Genomic DNA, 21465 nt, shown 5'->3' on the forward strand with positions numbered 1-21465 from the left:
CTTTCGATACCGGGCGATGCAAGCTATCCTCCACCACCTCGTGAATGAACCGTTCGATGGGTTCACCCGCACCGAATTGGCCGAACTCACCGGTGCGGATATCTCTACGTCCAGTTGTCCTGGGGGATACACGGAGTCACGCAATCGGTCTCGTTGGCCTGTGCAACTAGTAGTAGACAATATTATATTATTCTGGAGTCATCCTCCGGTGATGAAGCCCTCTCGCAGTCGCTATTCTCGCCGGAGCACTCTCGTCGGAAGCGCTACCGGACTTGCTGCACTTGCCGGCTGTACCAGTGATCTCTTCGGCTCGAGTGAAACCACGGATGGGCGTCCGAGCGGTGACCGTGACGAGCCGAGCGACGCGCCCCGAAAACGAGACGACGACTGGTACGGTATCGCCGAGCGGTACGACTACCGGGACACTGCCCCCGCGTGGATCGCCCCCTCCGACGCCACCCCCACCAGCGTGTACGAACTCCCCCAGTACCGAGGAATCGAACACACTCTCGAGAGTCCTCCCGAAACCGAGGCCATCGCCGTCAGTATCGACGAGACTGGCGTCACCGTCGAAGCGGATCTCGCAGTTGTCCGCCCGCTCGACATCACCCTCCACCTGTTCGAAACCGATAGCGATGGCCGGTACGAGCCCCGTCGAGACACCGAACGTCTCCTCATCGAGACGCTCGAGCCGAACATCGAGATCACCGAGGATGACGACGTCGATGCAGACGACCTCACCTACGAGTCGACGACCATCACGTTCGACCTCCCCGAAGACTTCGACGCCCCGCTGCACCTCGTCGGCGATGTCGTCGTTACTGTTGCCGACACTGACAGCCCAGAAGTCCTCCTCCTGACCCACCACGAGTACCAGCCCCTCCCCTACTCGCTCAGCAACGACGACGGCATCCTGTACCTCGACGGCGACGAGTACGACCTCCGCCAAGACCAGAACAACATCCGTTACGCCACCTACGACCTTATCGAATACGACACCGAGTACCTCGGCATCTTTACGGTTCCCTACATGCGGCCCGGAGACCTCCCGTTCCAGATCGTCCGATTTGGAGGGACCTACACCATCCCGAAACACGAACTCGACGACTATCAACGTCAACTCTCCGACTCCCGAGACATCTACGACCACGCTGACGTAAAAAACTACATGGTTTTCAACGGACTCGGCCTGTCCCGAGTCCACAACGTCGAAGACTACTCCTACATCGGAGACTTCGCTCACACCCTCTGGGACGCAACCACCGCCGCCGGAATCATCGACCAGTACCACCGACTCGACGCCATTGCCTACACCATCAACGCAATGGGCTACAGTGAAGGCGAAGTCCAAGCCCGAAACGCCCCAACGGGCACACTCTTCGAACAAACCGGAAACTGTACCGAATGGACGTTCCTCTACAACGCCATCCTCCGATGCGCTCCTTTCAACATCCGAACCGCCTACATGACTACCTACGTCCGAGACTACGCTCACGAAGTCTCCCTCATTGATGCCCGAGACCTCGACCTGGAAACCCTCACCAACATCGATGAGTCCTCGATGTTCGAGTCCGAACGACCCGACATCGCTGAAGAACTCCCTGATACAGAATACGTCTGGGTTGACGTGACCAATAGTATGGATGACTCGTTCGTTGGGAACTACAGTAGCTCACTCTATCATAGCTCCTACATCACCACCACGTCCGACCTCCACCGATACGCCGGCCTCAACGGCTACCCGGACACCTACGAGCTTCCGGCCTCGAACACACGTTGACATCCTCCCCACCCTGACGGGTGCCGAGCAGGGCGGGGTAGTTCACGCGAGAACGCCGAAGGATTCATCAAGAGGTTTGAGAAATGGCACGGAGTGACAGATAGGAGCGACCTGTGAGCGAGGACGAGTTCGAGTCGATACCTGAACGCATCAGCAACCACTTCGACCGGGTACGTGCCCTTCTGGAGCAGGAAACCGACGACACCGACGCCTGAGGACGCTTCCAACTGGCGAGATCGAGTTCTTGGCTGCTGTGATTTCCACAGTATGAGAATCATCTACCGGACCCACGCCGGTTCGTCGGCATCGCCCCCGTCGGCGTCGAGCGCGTACGTGATCTCGATCGTCACCGTCTCGTTATCATTAAGGTGGAAATCGGCGTACGTCTCCGCTCGCGTCATACCGTAGGTGATGTCGACGGCCAGGATCTCGCCCGTCTCCGCGTCGATGTGTACCTCGCCACCGGTGTTGGTTAGCCGATACGGTCGGCTGCCGTCCCGCCAGGCGTCCTGTGGTTCGTACACCTCGATCGTACGCGAGTCAGTTCTCCCGCGTGTCGACGTGTTCGTACGGCGGGCGGTTCGTATTCGAGATAACGAGGGTGTGCATCAGCCTGACTTCGCTCTCGAGATGGGACCGCGCATCGGGACGTTCGCCGACGACGCCGTCGTCCGTCTCGTACAGCACGTCCACCCGGTCGGGGATCGTCCAGTCCGGGTCCGCCACGCCGGCGTCTGGGTAGTAAATGTACGTGGTGTTCTCGGCATAGACGGGCCGCTCGCAGCATACTAACAACCAGGGGCGGTTCGATATCTACCGTTGTGCCGAATCCCCGACAGAGCGCCAGTACGCTTCTCGTGATTTCTCTGGGTACTACGAGAAGCTATGATCAAGTCGAAGTCTGCAATTGCGGCAAAAACCACTCATATCGGTTACGAGAGGCAAGATTCCCTCGTTTACGAATCGTTTTGCGGCAGTATCCTGATTTGGGATGTATGAGCGACGACGCGTATGTTGATCTTGCCTATCCCGAAGAAGCACCGGAAGAGGTCAAAGAGATCTATCGAGAGATCATCGAGACCCGTAAGGGAGAGATGGATGACGAAATGAATCTTAATAAGATGTGGCTGGCCTACGGGACGTCGCCAGATTCACTTGCCGCGTTTTGGCCCCATATGCGAGATTCCTATCGTGCTGGGGTACTCCCATTTGAACTCAAATCGAAGGTGTCACTCGTGACCGCAAGCGTGATGGAGTGTGAGGGGTGTCGATTCTTCCACACATCTCGCCTGGCCGGTGAGGGTGTCGATGATGAGGAGATCGAACAACTACGCGAAGTTGAGATTGAAGAATCGGCGTTCTCCGAACAAGAGTACGAAGTACTTCGATTCGCCGAAACGCTAGCTACAGACCACCATGCGATCGAGGAAGAAAACGTCGACCGACTCCGTTCGGTTGGTCTCTCGGACCAGGAGATCGTTGAACTGATCGACTCCGTCGCGATCCACGTCCACACAGCGCTGTTCCAAGAGGCGACAGGTGTCGTCGCTAAGGGCATGACTGAAGATGATTATCTGGTTGGTTCACAGGGCCTTGATGAGTGACAATGGCGAAATCAGAGTCACCCTGCGTTCAGGTATTCTCCGCTTCTGACTGTGGCCGGTGCCCAGAAGCGATTGAGATCTCGCGTGAGGTAGCCAATGAACACGGGGTTGAGGTCGAAATCGTTGATATTGAATCCGATCGTTCTAAGGCACTCAGCGCTGGTGTACTGTCGGTTCCAACGGTTATCGTCGGCGACACCCAGCTACAGGGTGTGCCGACCGTTGATCGGCTCGAGCAAGCTCTAGAGAACGAGTTCTCTGGGTAGTAGCAGGTACCTCATCGCCATCGATAGTGTGAGCTCATCAGAGTCACTGAACTCCTGCGTAATTTTGCCACTATCTATTATCACGGGCAAATGGCCCCAGTAACACCGGCTTCAAGCAGACCGGTTCTCATTACGAGTTATGCCCGTTTCTTCCGAAAAGGCCGTGGTGATCGCAGCATACGTCGCCTTTGCTGGAGCGATGTTACCGCCGGTGCTGTGGCTTGTGAACGAACCGATACTGATTGCGGGGTATCCGCTCTTGTACCTCTGGGCCATCGCCTGGGGAACAATCGGCATTGCAGTGCTCTACGTGACGGTTCGCCTGAATCTCTTCGGGATCGGTCCGGATCAGGTGCCACCGGAACTCAGACAACAAGAGACACCAGTTCCGACGGACTCGACTGTACATGAAATAGATGCTACTGAGGGGGATGACTGATGGTCGATACTCAATCAGCAGTCGCATTAGCGACAATTGGTGTCTACATTGTTATCGTGCTGGCTCTCGGTTATCAAGGCTGGCGCGTTGGGAAAGTCAGCGTTGAGGACTGGATGACCGCTAGCCGAGGGCTCGGAATCGTTGTTCTCCTGTTCACGTACGCGGCAACCTACCACTCAGCATTTGCGTTCCTTGGTGCGTCCGGGTTCATGTATGAAAACGGCATCGGCCTCTTGCTTGCAGCGACCGGATTTTTAGTCATGTCCGGGCTGATATTCTGGGTCCTCGGTTCGCGAATCTGGTTACTTGGGAAGAAACACGGATACATCACACCTGCTGATCTGCTTCGCGATTTCTACAACTCGCGCATCTTAGGGCTGTTCGCCAGTCTTGTTCTGATTCTGTTTACGTTCCCCTATGTCGCACTTCAACTCATGGGAGGGGGAATTATCTTTGAGACGGCGACTGGCGGGCTTGTGAGCTTCGAAGTTGGTGCCGCCGTTTTACTTGCCGTTGGCGTCATCTATGTCTGGCTTGGTGGAATGCGTTCAATTGCGTGGACAGACACTGTTCAGGGCGTGTTTATGATCCTGGCCGTCTGGATAGCCGCTGCCTTCTTTCTTGCCTCTACGTACCACGGTCCGGCGGAATTTCTCACGGAGCTCACACTGTCGTTTGAAGAGCACGTGACTCTCCCTGGTCCAGAGGGGACGATGCAACCAGTTTGGTACACATCTTACGCACTCATGATCGGCCTGGGGATGATGATGTCCCCACACATCTTCCTGCGATACTTTTCTGCGAAGTCGCCGACAACGATCAAGTCTGTTGCCGTTGGTGGAACCGCATACCTGATCGGTTTCTACATTATCCTTCCAATCTTTGCGTTCGCCGCGGTTACACACTTTCCCGACCTTGCAGATCCGGATTCGGCAGTGCCGGCAGTTCTTTATGAGTTTACCCCTGTCTGGTTCGCTTCAATCGTCGTTGCCGGGGCGCTAGCCGCGGCGATGAGCACAAAAGACGCCCAGATGCACGCAGTCTCCGTACTTATCACACGGGACTGGTATGAGGAGTTTACTGACGACGTTGATAGCCGAACCGAAACGCGCCTCGCACAGGTGTTGATCCCAATCCTCGGCGTTATCTCGTATGTTTTCGCAATCCAGGACTTCGGCCTGCTTGCAATCGTACTAAGTATGGCCCTTGACGGCACCGCTCAATTGATGCCGCTCGTCGTTGGTGCCCTCTTTTGGTCGCGGGCGACGACCGAAGGTGCGTTCGCCGGCATCGTATCGGGCGTGACCGTCACTGCGGTGCTCTACCTCGGTGTGGTGTCGGTGCCAGCGATCCTGCCAGAGGCCGTTCCTGGATTCTACGGCCTCATTCTGAACGTCACACTCTTTGTGGGAGTGAGCCTACTCACCGATCCCGTCCCGACGGCGAACCGTGACCGGGTTCAGGGCTATATCGCTTACGCACGAGAACGCGGCTGGCAGACTGACGCGAACGTACCAGCCGACGACTGACAGCGTATGAGCCGACTCCCAAGGGACGAGTTTCCGATCGGGTGTTAACCCATCGACCGTGCGGGTTCCTGCTGTTGGTTGTTTTTACTTCGCGTTGAACGGCTCACCTGACATGATTTTAGACTCGATCGGGTCACTACGCTCACGTCTTGTTTGTGTTCGAACACTTCGCTTACCTCTCTTGTAAGCTCGCTTGCTTTGATGTGGGCATTCCTCTGTGATATTGTCCATGGGTCGGCGTTCCGGAGCGTCAGTTGTGTCGCTGCCGTGCCGCGTTCACACTAGATGGTTTCGCCGACACCGCAACGCGCTTCGTGGGGCTTGGAATAGTCTCTGTCGACGTCGAAATTGGTACTCTTACAGCGTCGTTTCAGGATCAACCGGCGTTGGTCGAACGTGACGGTGGCGAGACACCGTGTTTCCCGAGTAATTCAGGGGCTCGGCACCGCGAACCCACCGTCGGCGAGTGCGAGAAGCCTGAGCACGTGGCCGAAACGCTGTCCGGCCACTGCGCTATCGCTAAGTGCGATACGTGAGTATTTAGGTTCAAATGCCGTCGAAGAGGTATTCAAAAATCAGCCTCACTGAGGTAGAGGGACGTACGAAAAACTCCTCCGTTCCGATGGTCAAATCGCTGGGGTACGAATTACGCGCTCGGGGCGACCCACGGCCACGTGAACTTCGGTTCAATTATTTCTATTATGAGACAGGACAAGCTGTACCGCGTCACACTCAGCAGAAGCAAGAAGAAGTGTTCTTCATCGTTGAAGGCAGGTGCCGTGTTGAAGTGGATGGAGAGGAGTTCGAAGTCGAAGCAGGTGATGTTGTTGTCATTGATCCCGGTCCATGGCGCCAAATCACCGCCCTTGAACCAGCAGAAATCTTCGCCATCGGTGCACCGAATGTTCGCGATGATGCCGTCTTTGAGGACCAGACAGGAGCTGACTAACGCGCATTCAAGCCTCCCACGATGTGGTGAGAGATAGTGTGTACCGTTGAAATCACACCTCAAACACCTCCTCGAGCCGCTTTCGCATGAGCTCACGTCGGTAGCGCCGGTGTTCCCCTTCCGACAGGTAGTTTTTCAGAACGACAGACGGGTCCGAACTCCCCTGCTCGTCGGCGATTACTACTCCCAAAAATCGACCTCAGCTCGTGCCACATTTGCGCTCTGTATTCAGCACGACTAGCAAAGCAATCGCATTATAAGCATTTCGATAAATACGATCTGTGTACGATTCAACACTGTCCAGTCGACCGCCGGAGTCTCGGGGGTTACGGCGGTACGAGGGGAATTCTAGCAGCGTCAAAGCCTATGTATACGGACGCTATAGGCTCAGTGAGTACGATGGCAACAGAACACATCCAGTCACCCATGCCGGGAGTCTTCTACACGCGACCGGACCCGGACGAGGAGCCGTTCGTCACCGAGGGCGAGGAGGTCACCGAGGGGGACGTCCTCGGGCTGGTCGGCGTGATGAAGAACTTCCACGACATCACCGCGCCGGCCGACGGGACGGTCGCCGAATTCCGCGCGGAGAACGAACAGGAGGTCGACGCTGGCGACGACCTGCTCGTTCTCGAGACCAGTTGAGCGCGCCGCCGCTTCGGGATCTCAGACGTACTCGCTCTCGCTTTCGTACGTAGACGGGTCGTCTTTGAACGTCTCGGCGACGGTCTCGAGGGTGACGAACCTCGCGTTCTCGTGGCCCTGCACGTAGGTGATGAACTCCTCGAACAGCGGGATCATGTGCGGGAGCCCGTGGATGTCCGGGTGAATCGTGAAGGTGTAGACGCCCGCGCCGCGCCGGTCGTAGAGGAAGTCGAACTGCCGTTTGTAGTACTGTTCGTACATCATCTCCGGGTCCTTGTAGCCGGCGTGGTAGATCGGCTGCTTGATGAACAGCATCGGCGGGATGTCGTCGCGGTACCAGCTGATCGGAATCTCGACGACGTCGGTCTCCTCGCCGTACTGGTAGGGTTCCATCCAGGTTTCCGGGTTCTTGTCGTAGTCGATCTTCTCCCAGCTGTCGCCCTTGCGCATCCAGCCCGGCTCGAACTGCCGCTCCATGAGGCTGCTGTCGTAGAGAAAGCCGTGCTTCTCGACCAGGTCGGGCGTGTTGTCGCTGAACTCCCACCAGCTGGCGCGGTGGCCGGTCGGCGGCGAGCCAGTGACGTCCTCGATGAGGTCGATCGAGACCTCGAGGATCGCGTCCTCTTGTTCCCGCGAGAGGTCAGTCGGGTTCTCGTGGGAGTAACCGTGGACCCCGAGTTCGTGGCCGGCGGCCGCGACGGCCTCGATCTCGTCGCGGAACGTCTCGATCGTGTGACCGGGGACGTACCACGACGTCTCGATCCCCGTCTCCTCGAAGAGCGTGAGCATTCGCGGAATGCCTTCGTTGCCGGCCGCTAACCCTCGAGAGAGGTCGGCAGGCGAGTCGGCACCGCCGTACGAGCCGAGCCAGCCGGCGACACAGTCCGCGTCGACACCGATTGCGACGTCTACAGTACCCATGGCTAGTTGCTCGCACCAACGAGCGGTAAAGTACTGTTTCACGGCTCCCTTGACCGTCCCACGTGCCGACCTGTTCAGTGCGGGCGAGACTCGAGTATCGCTCTCAGATGTACCGGTCGGCGACGTGGTCGACCGCCTCGACCGTCGCCCCGGCGATCCGGTCGAGCGCCGCGTCGCTGCTGTTCAGCGGTGGTGCGAGCATCAGGTGGTCGCCGCGGTGGCCGTCGACGCTGCCGCCGCCGGGGTAGACGTAGACGCCGTTCTCGAAGGTGCGGTCGAACACGCGCGTTCGCACCTCCGCGTCGGGATCGAACGGCGCTTTCGTCTCCCTGTCGGCGACGAGTTCGATACCGATCTGCAGGCCGATTTGGCGCACCTCGCCGACGATGGGGCTCTCCGCGAGCGACTCGAGTCCGGCGGCGAGTCTGTCGCCGCGCTCGCGCACCCCCTCGAGCAGCGCCGGCGTGTACAGTTCGAGCACGTGATCTGCGACGGCGGAGGAGACGGGGTTTCCGCTGAACGTGTGGCCGTGGTAGAACGGCTGATCGGCGTCCTCGAGCGCCTCGACGACGCGGTCACGGACCATCGTCGCGCTGATCGGCGCGTACCCCGCGGCGATCCCCTTCCCGAGCGCCATCAGGTCGGGAACCACGTCGAAGTGGTCGCACGCGAACAGGCGACCGGTTCGGCCGAAGCCGACCATCACCTCGTCGGCGATGAACAACACGCCGTACTCGTCGCAGATTCGGCGGACCTCCTCGTAGTACGCCGGGTGTGGATGTGCCGCGGGGATGCTCGAGCCCGAGACCGGCTCCGCGATGAACGCCGCCACGGTTTCGGGACCCTCCTGTCTGATGAGTCGCTCCAGTTCCGCGGCGGCGGCGACCGCCTGCTCTGTCGGCGTCCCCTCGTGGGGCCAGCGGTAGGGATACGCCGGCGGGATCTTCGGCCAGTTCCGGAGCAGCGGTTTGTACGTCGTCCGTCGGCCGGTGTTCCCCGACGCCGAGAGGGCGCCGAGAGTCGCGCCGTGGTAGGATTGCCAGCGCCCGATGACGGTCTCTCGGGCGTGGTCGCCCCGGGCGACGTGGTAGTCACGCGCCAGCTTGATCGCGGTCTCGACGGCCTCGCTGCCGGAGTTCGAGAGAAAGGCATTGTTCAGCGAGCCGGGGGCCATCGACGCAAGCGTGTCGGCCAGCGATTCGACCGCGGGCGTCGTGAAGTACGACGTCGAGACGTAGCCGACGCGGTCGGCCTGTCTCGCCATGACCTCGTCGACGCCCTCGAGCGAGTGGCCGAAGTTGACGACCGCCGCGCCCGCCGCGGCGTCGATCAGCTCCGCTCCCGACTCCGTAACGAGGTACTCGTCGTGGGCGTGAGTGACGGTCGGGTGATCGGGGTGACGGCCGGCGCCCCACTTGTAGAACATCGTCATGAATACCGAAAGAGCGTCGAAGACTCCCAAATAGCTTGTCGTACCGGTTTCTTTCGGGCGCCAGGGGAGCCGCGCGTTCGGAAGCGGCGGGCTCACTCGCCGCCGCGATAGTCGTCTATCGGGGGCGCGAACGCGTCGATCAGCTCCGTTCGCGGCGCGCGCCCGACGATGCCGTGTTCGGTGCCCGGACCGACGACGAACGAATCGCCCGGACCGAGGACGGTTTCGCGTTCGCCGAGGAGCTCGACGCTGCCGGCGATAACGTACACCGCCTGGTGGGTGTCGTCGTGTTCGTGTACCGGAAACTCCGCACCTTCCTCGACCGTGTAGTGGACGAGCATCAGCTCGTCGGTGTACGCCAGCACGCGCCGTTCGATCCCGTCGTACGCCGTCTCTACCTTCACCGGGTTCGTCCAGGAGGTGATGTCGATCATCCCGTGTGACTGCGTGCGGCGACCACTATGGGCGTTGTGACATCGGGCGGTCCGACAAGAGAGCGGACTGTTGATCGTACCGCACGAGAAGTCCCGGTCGCGCCATCAACTCGGCAGTCGTCCCGCGCTCGAGGAACACCAGCACCCCGATCACCGAGCCGAGTGCGACCGCCGCCCGACGAACACCGCGTCGTAGGTGTATCCCTGCTCGAGGAAGACGCCCAGCACGGCCGAGCCGAGCGACTGGGTGAGCACCCAGATCGAACTGAACGCCTGGGGCCGGTCGAGAAAGAACCATACGCATCGAACTCGTCGACTCCGGTATGGATGCAGGAACTCCGGTTTCAGACGTCATGTCCACGCCCCTCGAGACCATCTCGGCTTCGGCGACGGTCAGAGCGGCCACCAAGCAGATGCGCGAGAAGAACATCAACGCGCTCGTCGTGACCACCCAACCCCCGTCGATCGTCACCAGCACCGACGTCCTCGAGGTCGTCGCCGAGGGCCGCGACCCCGAAACGCTCGCGGTCGCCGACGTGATGACCGAGGGCGTCGAAACCGTCCCACCGGAACTCCTCCTCGAGGAGGTCGCCGCGATGATGACCACGTTCGGCATCAAACACCTCCCCGTCGCCGACGACGACTACATCGGGATGATCTCCTCGACCGATATCGCCGCTCACATCGCCTGATACGGCCTGTCGCCGTCTCTTAGCGGTAAGTCCCGCCCGCACGACGCTCAGGCAGCGTCCGCGTCGTCGAACACGACCCGGATGAGGCGCCGTTGTGCCGTCCGAAGGTGCTGGTGAAACGTGGGTGCGGCGACGCCGAGCGAGTCGGCCACCTCCTCTCCGGTCGAGTCACGGGGCCAGGCGAAATAGCCCGCGTAGTACGCCACCTCGAGCGACGTCCGCTGGCGATCGGTAAGCAGGTCGAAGACGACACCGCCGATCCCCTCGGCCGCGCGGCCGCGGTCGACCTGTCGCTGACTGACGAGTTCGACGCCGGGATACGCCTCCCGGATCGACTCGACGACGTGGCGAACGTCCGCGCTCGGCGGGAGGTGGACGCGCATGTAGTAGTCGCCGTCCTCGATCCGCGCCGCTTCGATGTAGCCGCCGTAGCCGGTGATCGTCGAGAACATTGGCGGATCGACCAGCGTGAGTTCGAACTGGCGCGTCTCGCCGTCGGTCCGAAGGATCTGTACGGACTGCCAGTGGGGGACGGCGTCGGAGGCGACCGCCGCTTCCATCGCCTCGAGTGCCGCCCCTGTCACGGTCCCGTACTCGAGGAAGACCCCGTCGCCGGCCGGAACGGCCCGCTCGTGCGTGATCGTCCCGGCGACGTCCGGCGACTCCGCGACCGGGGCGAAGAAGTCGTTGATCTGGAACTCGAGTTCGCGGACCTCGTCGCTCAGCAGGGCTCGCTGGCGCTCGATGGCGGCGATCGCGTGGCCGACGACCTCGCCGAGTTGACCGATCACCGCCCGTTCGTCGTCCGTAAACGCGTTCGGGCGGTCCGTGTACACGCACAACACGCCGTAGTGGGTTCCGCCGTGAGCGATCGGAATGGCTGCGGCGGCCTCGAAGCCACACTCGCCAGCGAGTCCGGAATCGGAGCCGGCGTTCTGGAGCACCCGCGTCTCACCCTCCCGGAGGGCTCGCCCCTCCGGATCGTGGCGCCCCCGTCCCGACGGGTCGACGGTGATAGTGGTTTCGTCCACGCGATCTTCGACGCCGGCCCCGGCCCGTATGGTGACGACCTGGCGCCTGACGTCCACGTCGCCGATCCACGCTGACGTATACGACTCGGAGTCGGCGAGGCGCTGGCAGACGATCTCCTCGATCTCTTCGCGCGAAGACTGCTCGATGACCGCGTCGGTGATGTCGCTGACGACCTCGTGAAGGCTGTTCAGCGCCTCCAGTTGTGACTTGGCGCTTCGAAGCAGCGCTTCGCGTTCTTTCTGCTCTGTCACGTCCTGTGACATCCCCATCGCCGCGAACACCTCGCCGTCGTCGTCGCGCACGGGGACGAAGTGAAACCTGTAACTCCTGTCGTCGATCGTGGCCTCGAACGTCGCTGAGTCGCCCTCGAGGGCCGCCTCGTAGTGCGGGCCGACGACCTCGGCGACAGCGGGTGGCAACACGTCGTAAATCGGTTTTCCCTCGAGTTCCGTCCTCGGAACCGACGTGTTCCCTTCCAGCGTGCCGCCGAACGAAAGGTATCGACACGCTTCGTCGACGAGCGCGACAGCGCCGTTAGGGAAGTGTTCGACGAGCGTCCGGTACTGGCGGCGGGTTTCCTCGAGGGCGCGTTCTCGCTCCGTTCGCTCGGTGATGTCCCTGACGGTGCCGACCGCTCGGACCGGTTCGTCGTCCTCGAAGGCGAACCCGCCGTGTGTCTCGATCCAGCGGCGTTCCCCGTCGCGCCGGATGATTCGACACCGAAGCGCCCACTCACCCGTCTCGAACGCCTCGTCGAGACTCCGGGCGACTCGCTCTCGATCGTCCCGGTGAACGTGTTCGAGAAATCGCTCGATACCCCACTCCTCGAGGGGTTCGTCGTAGCCGAAGATCCGGTCGTGATGGGGGGATCGAGTCGGCGACGCCTCCGTCTCGAGGTCGAGTTCCCAGATGCCGATATCGGCCGCCTCGAGCGCGAGCTGCAACAGTTCCGCACCCGTGTCGACCTCGAACGCGGTGTCGTCTGTCGGCGAGGAGGAGCGTCGGGCGACAGTCGCGTCCTCGGTATCGTCTCGGTCGGGCGGGTTTCGCCACCAGACCCGGGCGCTGGACCCGACCTTTTTCGTCTCGAGTTCGCCGCGCTCGACGAGCCGTTCGAGGCGCTCGTACGTACTCCGCCGGCCGAGATCGAGATCCGCTGCGACCTCGGTCGTTGTCAACGGAATCCCGGCCTTCGCGAACAGCGCCCGCGTTTCCCGAAGGGCCGGGGTGAGAGAGTCCGAGGACATAGGTTTTCAACCGGCTCCGCGTACATCAAACCTCCGGCGGCGGAGGCAAGTCGAGTCGGCTCCGCTCGAGTACTCTCGAGGGAGAGCAGGCATTAACGGCGCCAGTCGCGGAGCGTATCTCCAAACAGTGTAGGGGCGCAGTCTATAGGCGGTGCAGGGCGAGAACCCCGAGGCTTGACCTCGGGGGTGAAGCCCGTCACGGAATGATACACACCACGTGCTGCGATCTCACACCCAATAAGTAGCTTTAAATAATAGTTCGATCTCTAATAGAGTGTGACCGTCGTCAGGAATATCCAAGTCAAACTCGACATCCCCGAGGAACACCACCCCGTAGTGGATGCCACGTTTGACGAGTTCCGCCGAGTCACCGAACCAGTCATCGACTACGGCTGGAGCGACGACCCTGACGACATCATCACCAACAAAAACCACCTCAACGAAGCCACCTACCACGACATCCGCGACGACAGCCCACTCACCGGCGGACACGTCCAATCCGCTCGCAACCTCGCAGCCAACGCCCTTTCAAATTGCAAAGACTTGCTCGAAGACGGCAAGAACACGAGCAAGCCCGAGTTCAAGGGCACGGTCGTCACCTACAACTCAAACACCATAACGTACAACGACGACCACTGTACTCTCTCGACGGTAGACGGACGAATCCACGCCGAATACGTGTTCCCACACGACGACGAGGGAACGCCGTTCGAGGAGTACTGGAACGAGGACAAGTGGGAGAAACGAGAAGCAACGCTCCACAAGCGTGACGGTAAATACTACCTCCACGTTGCCGTTGAACACGTAGACGACACTGATTCTACCGACGAGCAGACCGAGAACGGAGTGGTTCTCGGCGTTGATTTGAACGTGGACGGCTCCCTCGCCGTCACTAGCACCGGGGCGTTCCTTGGAAACGCGGACGAGTTGAACCACAAACGCGACGAGTACGAACGCCGCCGTGGAAACCTGCAACAGACGGGGACGCGCTCGGCGCACCTTACCATCCAGTCAATTGGTGACAGGTTCGCCGAGTGGAGTCGCCACTGTTTGCACGACGTATCGAACGGCATTGTTCGAGAAGCCCGCATAAACGACTGTACGCATATCGCGTTCGAGCGGTTGACGTGGATCTGGACGCGCATTTCGAATGCCTCGAAGTTCCAGCAGTGGGCGTTCAAAGAACTCCAGCGACAGGTCGAGTACAAGGCCGAAGAATACGGCATCGGAGTTGAAACCGTCGCGCCGCAGTACACGTCTCAACGATGTAGTCACGGTGAGTGTGGGTTCACCCACGAAGATAACCGCGATGGTGACGAGTTCGAGTGTCTGAAGTGCGGAAAGGAGTTGCACGCGGATTACAATGCGGCTCGGAACGTGGCGTGGCGTCTTGTCCAGAACTGGCTCAAGTCTGGGTCTGGACGGGCTACCAGTCAACTAGCCCTGAAGTCAGGAACCGTGAACGCGAATGGTCAGTTTAGACCGACTGCACTCAGCAGTTAGAGCGGGAGTTCACTGACAAGCCCCAACCCTTGAGGTCGGGGTTGTTGACGCGTGGCCGACGACTGGTGAGCGTATCCCCGTTCGGGGACAGAGCTGCCATGTCATACTCGAAACTCGATTCACTGACCGAGCGAAGTGGCGAGGAGAGACCGGCGCTATCGGCGTCAGAGTACCGCTTCTCGTCGGTGCGGCGACGGCGTCTCTGTGCGGTCCTCGCGAGTCGATCGCCTCCGATCGCGCTCGAGGACCTGGCTCGAGCGACGGCCCACCTCGAGAGCGAGTTCGAGAACGAACCGCCCCCGACCGTCGCAGAGGTTGCGATCGCGCTCCACCACCACCATCTGCCCGTGTTGTCGGACGCCGGGCTGATCGAGTACCGTCCGGCGACGAACGTGATCGAGTCGACCGACGGTATCACGCGGTGACCTCGAGGGACCGAGATCCGAAGCGTTCGACCCGTACCGGCGGTTACGGGGAGCAGAGACGACCCGACTGACGCGACCCGCGTAGCCCCGGTACCTCGACCCATACTTAATATGCCCTGCTGTCGAGGGATATTTCTATAAGGTCTGAAGATACAGTGTGAATAACAAACATACAGATATCCGTTATGAATCGCCGCCAATTTCTGCTCTGCTCGTTCGGGGGGTTCTCGGTAGTCTCGGGGTTCACGGGGCTCAGGTACGGGCAGGCATACTTCGGGTGGGGCGCTCCGACGTTCACGCCGCCGACCGAACCCGTCCCCTGGGAGTCGACGGTCGGCGGACGGATTCGGTCCGTCGACGCGGACGGCATCGTCGTCGAACTCACTGCACATCGGCGGGTCCACGATCCCTTCGTGGTCGCCGTCCAGGAGCGAGCGTACCCCGACGGTGAGGTCGGTGGGGTCGTCCACAGCCAACCGGAGACGATAGACGAACCGGGATCGACGACGAAACTCTCGCTGCCGCTTCCGTCCGAGCTGCGGTCGGTAGACCGAACGCGGTTTTACGAGGTGTTCATCCAGCGACGGCCGGACGACGACGGGGCCGATTCCCGGATACGGTTTCTCTGTGAGTCGCGACCGTACCGGATGCACGATCGGTCGGGCGACAGCGTGACACCGTGGTCTCGCCAGTACGCCGTTCGACCCGAGCCGGAAACCGCCGGGGTCACTCGAGAGCAGTCCGGCTCCGAACTCACGATGACGTACACCTGGCCCGACGCAGGTGACGAGCAACGGTCGGTCGAACACCGGATCCGCCGTTCGGCGTACGACGCTGCCAGAGGGCACAGCCGGGGCCACGTCCGGACGTACGAGGAAACGATCAGCCACCCGGAGGTCGCCACGTTAGCGAGGACGATCGAAGAAGCGTTGCGGTCGTCTGCTATGACACCGATGAACGCCGAAACCGTCGTCGACGCCGCGACGCACTTCGAGGCCCTGGTCCGGTTCGTCCAGCACCTGCCGTACGGACACGACCAGGAGGTGTTAGAGAGGTTCGACTACAACCGAACCGCAGAGGAGACGCTCGTCGACGGGATGGGCGACTGCAAGGATAAGACGAACCTCCTGGCCGGACTGCTCGAGCAGAGCCGCCTCGAGTGCAACACCGCGTTCATCTGCCAACCGTCACACATATTCCTGGGGGTGTCGCTGGCGGACGTGCCGACGGAGTTAGAAAACGCCGAGCAGACGATCGAGATAAACGGACGGACGTACCTCCCGATCGAATCGACCAGTCCGACGCCGCTCGGCGAGTATCGCGACACCGACCCCATTACGGCTGTCTACGACGGGGAGTGGGTGTACTACGATCCGACCGCGGTGGTACCGATCGCGAAATCGGTCGCGGAAGGGCTGCTCTCGGTGCACACGTAGCGGTTCCGGGCGACCAGAATCGACCGGACGGAACAGACGAGTACCCCTACAGGGTGGAAGTGGCCGGTGTAGTGTGTCTCACTCGAGTCCCGAACTGCGCTATCTTTAAACAGCGAGAGAATCCCGCCGTTCACGGCGGGTGAGGATGTCACCGCTTCGTGTCCTCGACGTCGGAGCCGTTCGATACCACGAGACGGTCTCCGAGTTCGGGGAGCATCGACTCGCCGCCGAAGTCGGGTCGCACCAGGACGATCGTCGAGAGGATGCCGAGCGTCAATCCGAGCGTCGCCGCGACCAGTCCCCAGGCGAGAACTGACTGGCTGAGATGCCACGTCTCGAAACCGATCAGCGCGGCGAACAGCCCGGAGACGAACAGCACCGCACCCGAACTAAGCAGCCAGCCGTTCGCGTTCCCCTCGGTCGCGGCCCGGCGAGCGACGAGCAGGAGCGCCGCGCCGGCGATGAACTGAAACCCGAACACCGCGAGGACGAACCCGGCACCCGAAAGCTCCGGCACCGACTGATCGACCGAGTGTCGTGCGCTACTCCACACACCATCCGTGACGAGGAGGACGAGTTCGAGCCACGCGGCGAAGAGGGCGTCGACGAGCTCGATGAACAGGACCACGGCGCTCGAGGCGGCCGAAATAACCGCGTCCGCCAGGCGGTCCCAAAACCAGTGGTCGGTAAACGCCGCGAGGAACAGGCTCGTAAAAACCGGCACCAGCACGAGTACGGCGAGGAGTTTCGCCAGTACGGCTACGACGAACCAGCTACGACGGACGCCCCGGTAGCCGACCCAGAGCGCGAAGGCGAACGCGGGAATCGTTACCGGATGTGTAGAGAGCAGGTGAAACGTCGAATCGAACATGTCCCCAGTTGTATCTCGGCTATGTGGGCGATCGGAAAGAGGGTTTCTCTGCCTCGATAGAATCCGAGATCGGACACGATCGACCGCGGACGGCCTCGAGAGGGCGAATGCGTGGACTGTAACCGAATAGACCCGGTTGACGTGCGGCCGAAATTCTATAAATCACTATGAGGTTTGTATCGTAGCGCACGCACACGCCGACTCGGGTCGGTGTTCACACAGACTCACACGGTCTGTGTGTCCCCAAATTATATGTGTTATCTGAGTGAACGTCTCTACCAGCAGAAAATGACTGTCTCAGAGTCGGATACCGGGAGAGCGAGGCTGCTACGGGTGTCGAGAGGGAGCGAATCGCGGAAGGCGGCGAAACCTGGGGGCCGACCGTGAGCGAACCCTCGAGTCAGCGTCGCCGAGACGACTGGGACGCAAGCGACGTCCCCTGGACGATGCTCGAGGTAGAGGAGCTGGTCGACGCCTACTGGGCGGTCGTCGCACCGCGCTTCGAGGCGGACGGCTACGACCCACACGCCGAGAAACCGACCCACGAGTGGCTTCGCGCGAACGATCTCCGGCCGCTGCTCTACGCCCTCCGGACGTACCACGACCGGACCTTTACGGAGTTCTGGCGTGAAGACCTGGGTCTCGAGGGAGAGGACTCCGGCTACGAGTGGGAGACGACCGACGAGCGAACGATCGACGCGCTCGAGTCGTTTCTGTCCTCTCGCCGGGAGCGCAAGGGGCTCGCCGAGTCGTCGATCACGACGCTCCGGTACCGACTGAACCGGTACGTCGGGGCCTACCGCGACGAAAACGGGACGGGTGACCTCGTCTCGCCGATCGCCCGCGACAGCGACCGGCCCGCGTACGAGGCGGTGGACGCCTGCTGGGCGGCGTTCGACCGACTCCACGCGGAACTCGAGGGCGGCCAGACCAAACGCCGCATCCACCTCGCGGTCTCGAACTGGTACGCCCACCTGGTGCGCCGGAGGTGGGCGTCGGTCAATCCCGCAGAGGGACTCGACGAGGAGTTCGACTGGTCGACGGCGGCCGACGACGACACGGATACCCCGTGCCTGTCGAGCGATCACGTCAACGCCCTGTATCGGGCTGCGGATGACCGCGAGGAGCGACTGCTGGTTCTCGCACTCTGTGCCTGGGGGCTGCGACCGAACGAAGTCGCCCGCCTCCACGTCCAGCAGTTCGTCCTCCGGCCGTCCGACGACGACGTTCCATATATCGAGTTCCAGGAGCGCAAGAACGGTCCCGGGGAGGTGTCGTTGCTGTACGGGCGGGACGTCCTCGAAGCGTACCTCGAGGAGGTAACCGACACCGAGGGATGGAGCGGCTACCTGTTTCCCTCCCCACACGCCTCTCGGGACCACATCTCGCGGTGGACCGTCTGGAACCGATTCGACGGACTCACAGAGCGGGCGGAGCTGCCCGACGAGATCGACGGCGTCTCCACGGCGCCGAAGATGGGGCGGCGGTTCTGGTACGACGCCTACTCCGCCTCGCTCGACGTCGTTCTCGGGAGCCTGGACGAAATCGCCGCAGAGCAGGGGAGCTCGAGCGCGGAGGTCGTCCTGCAGAATTATCTCTCGGAGAGTCGAGCGCGGCAACTCCGGCGTTCGTACATGCGCGAGCAACTGGCCGACGCCTTCGGCGAGACGCCGAACGAGTAGTAGTTTGTAACGGGCGTTTCAACCAAGTGCTTCAATCAGGTGTTTCAAACGTTTGCAGCAAGCAGGTCTGCCGCTGTAACAGTCCCGACGTCCCTGTGTCTGCTACGAGGGAACGAAACGGTCGAACCCGACACTCGAACGGACGCATAGCAGGTAGCAAAGGTGCGCGACGAGCGTTCGGATCATGTACTTGGTTCGAGGAACCCGTACAATGGATAGATACGTCCGCTGAACGCAAGCGAATGAAGCGCTCACGTGATTCAAACAGAGGGTGCAGCCCGGCGAGACAAGCCATCGTTACAAATCCGAGTTACAAGCACAAGATTCAATCAGTTGTTTCAATCGTGTGTTTGGAGTGTTGGTTCCGAATGATGGTTGGGGTTGTGACAAGCAAGGAATCGGCACAATCGAAACGTCTGACGAATACTTATGATTGAAGCCACCCATGGAACGATCACAATGCTATCGTACGCCGTGTACAGTGAGGCCGGTGGCGTCGGAAAAACGACGCTCGCCGCAAATCTGGCGGTCGCGCACGCTCGAGCGGGACTCGACGTCCTCGTCGTACCGCTCGACCAGCAGGATGGCGACCTGAGCTACCTGTTCGACGTCGATCAGGACAGGGCAAGTACCGACGTAGATACACTAGTCCATCACCTCGTCGGCCGGGGGAAAGGCGAGTTCGCAGACCTCATCCAGACGGTCGAACACGGGATCGACATCATTCCGGAGCACAACCGCCTCGAGGACCTCGGCGAGGCACTCCGGAAAGAGCGCGAGGCGCGCAGCGACTTCGGCGAGTCGTTCCCGATGTGGACGCAGCTTCAGCGCGTCCTCCGCGAGGCGGCGATCCACAACCACTACGACGTATTGATCATGGACCCCCCGGCGAGTTCCGGGCCACACCTGTACAACGCACTCGATGCGACGCGAAACCTCGTCCTCCCCGTCGAACCCTCCGGAAAGGGTCAGGCGTCGGTGAGCGGACTCGACGTCCTCGTCCGGAACCTAGAGGAGCAACTCGAGATCAACATCGGGGTCCTCGCCGCGGTTCCGAACCGCGTCAAAGGGACCCGAGACCAGGAGGAGATCATCGAAGAGGTCAGCGAGCAGGGGTTCGACGTTCCCGTTATCCTGCGGGACCGAACCTCACTACTCGAGGGCTGCTGGCGCGAGCGCTGTAGTGCGTTCACGTACGTGCGCGATCACCGCGAGCGCCGCCGCGACTACGAGCTCGAGACGCTCGCAAAGTTCGACACGCTGGCGCGCCATCTCGAGGCCGAGGGCGGACTCGAAGCGCCGAACCCGCCGGAGCCGGGTGCGCTCGAGGACGACGACGAGATGGAGGTCCGTGCATGACCGGACTCAAATCCGGATCGGGCGACGACCTCTGGGGGGACGACGAAGAAACGGCGGACGAGGAGCCCTCGGAAGCGCCGCAGTCTTCGACCGAGGAGGCAGCCGCATCGGGGAGTTCGGACGACGAGTCCGGGGTTTCGGGCGCGGAAACCGCCACGAACGGGGCTCGTGATCAGGGACAGTCGTACCTCGTCCGGCGAGCGATTCAGGACAAGTCGGTGCAGTTCGAACGCGACGAACGGCTGACGTTCTTCGTTCACGACGACGTCGTCGAGGGCGAACGCGACCTGATAACGGACCTCGAGTCCACGCTCGGTCGCGACGTGCCCAAATTCGACGTCCGCGAGGCGGTGTACCGCGCCGCGCTGAACAACCCGGACGATGTGCTCGAGGAGTTGCTCGCGATGGGGTACTCGCTCGGCGAAGAGTAGCCATACACTGCATCACGATATATAGAAATCGGCCGCACGAGTTCCGAACGTCAAAATTCGTGCATGGCTTTCATTCACGACAATATCTCTACTAAGATTGGGGAGTTCCGACTCTGCTAAATACAGAAGAGGAATCCATCATAGAGACTTCGTTTGTTTCGTATCTCCGAAACTGAACCAATCATTCAGGAAGAGTGTGAACTGAGTAGGTCAAACAGTTCTTTGACCATACGAAAGGTCTATAACTTAACATCTATAAATATTGCTATGGAACGGCGTGAATATCTCGGGCGGTCCACACTTATACTGTCCACTGTGGTAGGTGGGTGTTTGAGTAGCGAAACTGAACCGAGTGTTCCAGAGAGTATGACTGTTGAAACAGAACATTGGCCAAAGGATATTCTTGAGAAGGGATTATGGTATCAGCAGAGGGAGCAGGAGGAACCTCCATCCAATTACTATACGGTCATCGCTGATAAAAAAGCGGTCGGTAAGAAAATAGCCGAAGATGTTGATGCAGAGGAATTCACTAGCGAAACTGATTTTGACCAATCGTATCTTCTGGTTGTCCAGAACATGATGCAGAGTGCACGGTGGTTAGAACTTCAGCGGATTAACCAGAGAGAAGAAGGCGTTGATGTTGATGTCGTAACGGAATCACCAGATGAAGACTATGCTGATGATGCAACCGTTCACTCACTTCTGATTCGAGTATCTGACCAAACTGAAGGCGTTCCCACTGAACTGAATGTGACTATTGATTCAAACCCGGTCGATGCATGAATACA

Annotated in this window: 22 protein-coding genes and 1 pseudogene; 15 read left to right on the plus strand and 8 right to left on the minus strand. The window is 60.6% G+C overall.

What is annotated here, in order from left to right:
* Positions 1–211: 211 nt before the first annotated feature.
* Positions 212–1780, plus strand: a complete 1569-nt coding sequence (locus tag NMQ11_RS16195) for a transglutaminase domain-containing protein (protein ID WP_255171391.1) — start codon at positions 212–214, stop codon at positions 1778–1780.
* 278 nt (positions 1781–2058) lie between these two features.
* On the opposite strand, the gene NMQ11_RS16200 is transcribed toward NMQ11_RS16195, so the two are convergent.
* Together NMQ11_RS16200 and NMQ11_RS16205 are read right to left on the minus strand one after the other, a co-directional pair.
* Positions 2059–2304: a hypothetical protein gene (locus NMQ11_RS16200; RefSeq protein ID WP_255171392.1), complete on the minus strand. Its 246-nt coding sequence runs from the start codon at positions 2302–2304 to the stop codon at positions 2059–2061.
* A 16-nt stretch (positions 2305–2320) separates the two neighbouring features.
* Entirely contained in the window at positions 2321–2506 is a 186-nt protein-coding gene (locus tag NMQ11_RS16205) for a hypothetical protein (protein ID WP_255171393.1), read from the minus strand.
* 269 nt (positions 2507–2775) lie between these two features.
* Between NMQ11_RS16205 and NMQ11_RS16210 the strand changes: the two genes are divergently transcribed.
* The 5 genes from NMQ11_RS16210 (at position 2776) to NMQ11_RS16225 (ending at position 6567) form a co-directional block, all read left to right on the plus strand.
* Positions 2776–3384 (plus strand): carboxymuconolactone decarboxylase family protein, encoded by a 609-nt coding sequence (locus NMQ11_RS16210; protein ID WP_255171394.1) that lies wholly within the window; start codon positions 2776–2778, stop codon positions 3382–3384.
* A gap of 2 nt (positions 3385–3386) precedes the next feature.
* Positions 3387–3650, plus strand: coding sequence for a glutaredoxin family protein (locus NMQ11_RS20235; protein ID WP_425607721.1), 264 nt, complete (start codon positions 3387–3389; stop codon positions 3648–3650).
* Between the two features lie 166 nt (positions 3651–3816).
* Positions 3817–4089 (plus strand): hypothetical protein, encoded by a 273-nt coding sequence (locus tag NMQ11_RS16215; protein WP_255171395.1) that lies wholly within the window; start codon positions 3817–3819, stop codon positions 4087–4089.
* Positions 4089–5618, plus strand: coding sequence for a sodium:solute symporter family protein (locus NMQ11_RS16220; protein ID WP_255171396.1), 1530 nt, complete (start codon positions 4089–4091; stop codon positions 5616–5618). The genes NMQ11_RS16215 and NMQ11_RS16220 overlap by 1 nt, the downstream gene beginning before the upstream one ends.
* Positions 5619–6168: 550 nt before the next feature.
* Positions 6169–6567 carry a cupin domain-containing protein gene (locus NMQ11_RS16225; RefSeq protein WP_255171397.1) on the plus strand — a complete coding sequence of 133 codons (399 nt, stop codon included), beginning with the start codon at positions 6169–6171 and terminating at the stop codon, positions 6565–6567.
* 52 nt (positions 6568–6619) lie between these two features.
* On the opposite strand, the pseudogene NMQ11_RS16230 reads toward NMQ11_RS16225, so the two are convergent.
* Positions 6620–6748, minus strand: a pseudogene (locus NMQ11_RS16230) (site-specific integrase); the annotation flags it as partial.
* A 218-nt stretch (positions 6749–6966) separates the two neighbouring features.
* On the opposite strand from NMQ11_RS16230, the gene NMQ11_RS16235 reads away from it, so the two are divergent.
* Positions 6967–7212, plus strand: coding sequence for an acetyl-CoA carboxylase (locus NMQ11_RS16235; protein ID WP_255171398.1), 246 nt, complete (start codon positions 6967–6969; stop codon positions 7210–7212).
* Between the two features lie 21 nt (positions 7213–7233).
* Here the strand turns inward: NMQ11_RS16235 and NMQ11_RS16240 are convergent, their stop codons facing one another.
* From NMQ11_RS16240 to NMQ11_RS16250, 3 genes are all read right to left on the minus strand, one after another.
* A complete protein-coding gene (locus NMQ11_RS16240; protein ID WP_255171399.1) occupies positions 7234–8133 on the minus strand; it encodes a polysaccharide deacetylase family protein in 900 nt (299 codons plus the stop codon).
* 103 nt (positions 8134–8236) lie between these two features.
* Complete coding sequence (locus NMQ11_RS16245) at positions 8237–9565, minus strand: aminotransferase family protein (RefSeq protein WP_255171400.1); 1329 nt, start codon at positions 9563–9565, stop codon at positions 8237–8239.
* A 92-nt stretch (positions 9566–9657) separates the two neighbouring features.
* Positions 9658–9999, minus strand: coding sequence for a cupin domain-containing protein (locus NMQ11_RS16250; protein WP_255171401.1), 342 nt, complete (start codon positions 9997–9999; stop codon positions 9658–9660).
* 323 nt (positions 10000–10322) lie between these two features.
* Between NMQ11_RS16250 and NMQ11_RS16255 the strand changes: the two genes are divergently transcribed.
* Positions 10323–10691 (plus strand): CBS domain-containing protein, encoded by a 369-nt coding sequence (locus NMQ11_RS16255; protein ID WP_255171402.1) that lies wholly within the window; start codon positions 10323–10325, stop codon positions 10689–10691.
* A 47-nt stretch (positions 10692–10738) separates the two neighbouring features.
* Here NMQ11_RS16255 and NMQ11_RS16260 read toward each other — a convergent pair whose 3' ends face one another.
* On the minus strand, positions 10739–12970 hold the full coding sequence (locus NMQ11_RS16260; protein ID WP_255171403.1) for a bacterio-opsin activator domain-containing protein: 2232 nt from the start codon (positions 12968–12970) through the stop codon (positions 10739–10741).
* Between the two features lie 276 nt (positions 12971–13246).
* On the opposite strand from NMQ11_RS16260, the gene NMQ11_RS16265 reads away from it, so the two are divergent.
* From NMQ11_RS16265 to NMQ11_RS16275, 3 genes are all read left to right on the plus strand, one after another.
* On the plus strand, positions 13247–14473 hold the full coding sequence (locus NMQ11_RS16265; protein ID WP_255171404.1) for an RNA-guided endonuclease InsQ/TnpB family protein: 1227 nt from the start codon (positions 13247–13249) through the stop codon (positions 14471–14473).
* A 98-nt stretch (positions 14474–14571) separates the two neighbouring features.
* Positions 14572–14898 (plus strand): DUF7344 domain-containing protein, encoded by a 327-nt coding sequence (locus NMQ11_RS16270; protein ID WP_255171405.1) that lies wholly within the window; start codon positions 14572–14574, stop codon positions 14896–14898.
* A 185-nt stretch (positions 14899–15083) separates the two neighbouring features.
* Positions 15084–16334 carry a transglutaminase-like domain-containing protein gene (locus tag NMQ11_RS16275; protein ID WP_255171406.1) on the plus strand — a complete coding sequence of 417 codons (1251 nt, stop codon included), beginning with the start codon at positions 15084–15086 and terminating at the stop codon, positions 16332–16334.
* Between the two features lie 148 nt (positions 16335–16482).
* Here the strand turns inward: NMQ11_RS16275 and NMQ11_RS16280 are convergent, their stop codons facing one another.
* Complete coding sequence (locus tag NMQ11_RS16280; RefSeq protein WP_255171407.1) at positions 16483–17205, minus strand: hypothetical protein; 723 nt, start codon at positions 17203–17205, stop codon at positions 16483–16485.
* Between the two features lie 446 nt (positions 17206–17651).
* Here NMQ11_RS16280 and NMQ11_RS16285 point away from each other — a divergent pair, with 446 nt between their 5' ends.
* From NMQ11_RS16285 to NMQ11_RS16300, 4 genes are all read left to right on the plus strand, one after another.
* Complete coding sequence (locus NMQ11_RS16285; RefSeq protein WP_255171579.1) at positions 17652–18887, plus strand: tyrosine-type recombinase/integrase; 1236 nt, start codon at positions 17652–17654, stop codon at positions 18885–18887.
* Between the two features lie 459 nt (positions 18888–19346).
* On the plus strand, positions 19347–20246 hold the full coding sequence (locus NMQ11_RS16290; RefSeq protein WP_255171408.1) for a ParA family protein: 900 nt from the start codon (positions 19347–19349) through the stop codon (positions 20244–20246).
* A complete protein-coding gene (locus NMQ11_RS16295; RefSeq protein WP_255171409.1) occupies positions 20243–20677 on the plus strand; it encodes a DUF7970 domain-containing protein in 435 nt (144 codons plus the stop codon). Before NMQ11_RS16290 ends, NMQ11_RS16295 begins: the two co-directional genes overlap by 4 nt.
* Before the next feature lie 330 nt (positions 20678–21007).
* Positions 21008–21460 carry a hypothetical protein gene (locus tag NMQ11_RS16300; protein WP_255171410.1) on the plus strand — a complete coding sequence of 151 codons (453 nt, stop codon included), beginning with the start codon at positions 21008–21010 and terminating at the stop codon, positions 21458–21460.
* Positions 21461–21465: the final 5 nt, after the last annotated feature.

Origin of the sequence: Natrononativus amylolyticus, from assembly GCF_024362525.1 — an archaeon.
Classification (GTDB): domain Archaea; phylum Halobacteriota; class Halobacteria; order Halobacteriales; family Natrialbaceae; genus Natrononativus; species Natrononativus amylolyticus.

Coding starts and splice junctions, on each gene's coding strand:
- NMQ11_RS16275 (WP_255171406.1), top strand. CDS start 15,084: ATGAATCGCCGCCAATTTCTGCTCTGCTCGTTCGGGGGGTTCTCGGTA.
- NMQ11_RS16240 (WP_255171399.1), bottom strand. CDS start 8,133: ATGGGTACTGTAGACGTCGCAATCGGTGTCGACGCGGACTGTGTCGCC.
- NMQ11_RS16250 (WP_255171401.1), bottom strand. CDS start 9,999: ATGATCGACATCACCTCCTGGACGAACCCGGTGAAGGTAGAGACGGCG.
- NMQ11_RS16225 (WP_255171397.1), top strand. CDS start 6,169: ATGCCGTCGAAGAGGTATTCAAAAATCAGCCTCACTGAGGTAGAGGGA.
- NMQ11_RS16235 (WP_255171398.1), top strand. CDS start 6,967: ATGGCAACAGAACACATCCAGTCACCCATGCCGGGAGTCTTCTACACG.
- NMQ11_RS16295 (WP_255171409.1), top strand. CDS start 20,243: ATGACCGGACTCAAATCCGGATCGGGCGACGACCTCTGGGGGGACGAC.
- NMQ11_RS16270 (WP_255171405.1), top strand. CDS start 14,572: ATGTCATACTCGAAACTCGATTCACTGACCGAGCGAAGTGGCGAGGAG.
- NMQ11_RS16260 (WP_255171403.1), bottom strand. CDS start 12,970: ATGTCCTCGGACTCTCTCACCCCGGCCCTTCGGGAAACGCGGGCGCTG.
- NMQ11_RS16280 (WP_255171407.1), bottom strand. CDS start 17,205: ATGTTCGATTCGACGTTTCACCTGCTCTCTACACATCCGGTAACGATT.
- NMQ11_RS16210 (WP_255171394.1), top strand. CDS start 2,776: ATGAGCGACGACGCGTATGTTGATCTTGCCTATCCCGAAGAAGCACCG.
- NMQ11_RS16220 (WP_255171396.1), top strand. CDS start 4,089: ATGGTCGATACTCAATCAGCAGTCGCATTAGCGACAATTGGTGTCTAC.
- NMQ11_RS16245 (WP_255171400.1), bottom strand. CDS start 9,565: ATGACGATGTTCTACAAGTGGGGCGCCGGCCGTCACCCCGATCACCCG.
- NMQ11_RS20235 (WP_425607721.1), top strand. CDS start 3,387: ATGGCGAAATCAGAGTCACCCTGCGTTCAGGTATTCTCCGCTTCTGAC.
- NMQ11_RS16195 (WP_255171391.1), top strand. CDS start 212: ATGAAGCCCTCTCGCAGTCGCTATTCTCGCCGGAGCACTCTCGTCGGA.
- NMQ11_RS16285 (WP_255171579.1), top strand. CDS start 17,652: ATGCTCGAGGTAGAGGAGCTGGTCGACGCCTACTGGGCGGTCGTCGCA.
- NMQ11_RS16290 (WP_255171408.1), top strand. CDS start 19,347: ATGCTATCGTACGCCGTGTACAGTGAGGCCGGTGGCGTCGGAAAAACG.
- NMQ11_RS16255 (WP_255171402.1), top strand. CDS start 10,323: ATGGATGCAGGAACTCCGGTTTCAGACGTCATGTCCACGCCCCTCGAG.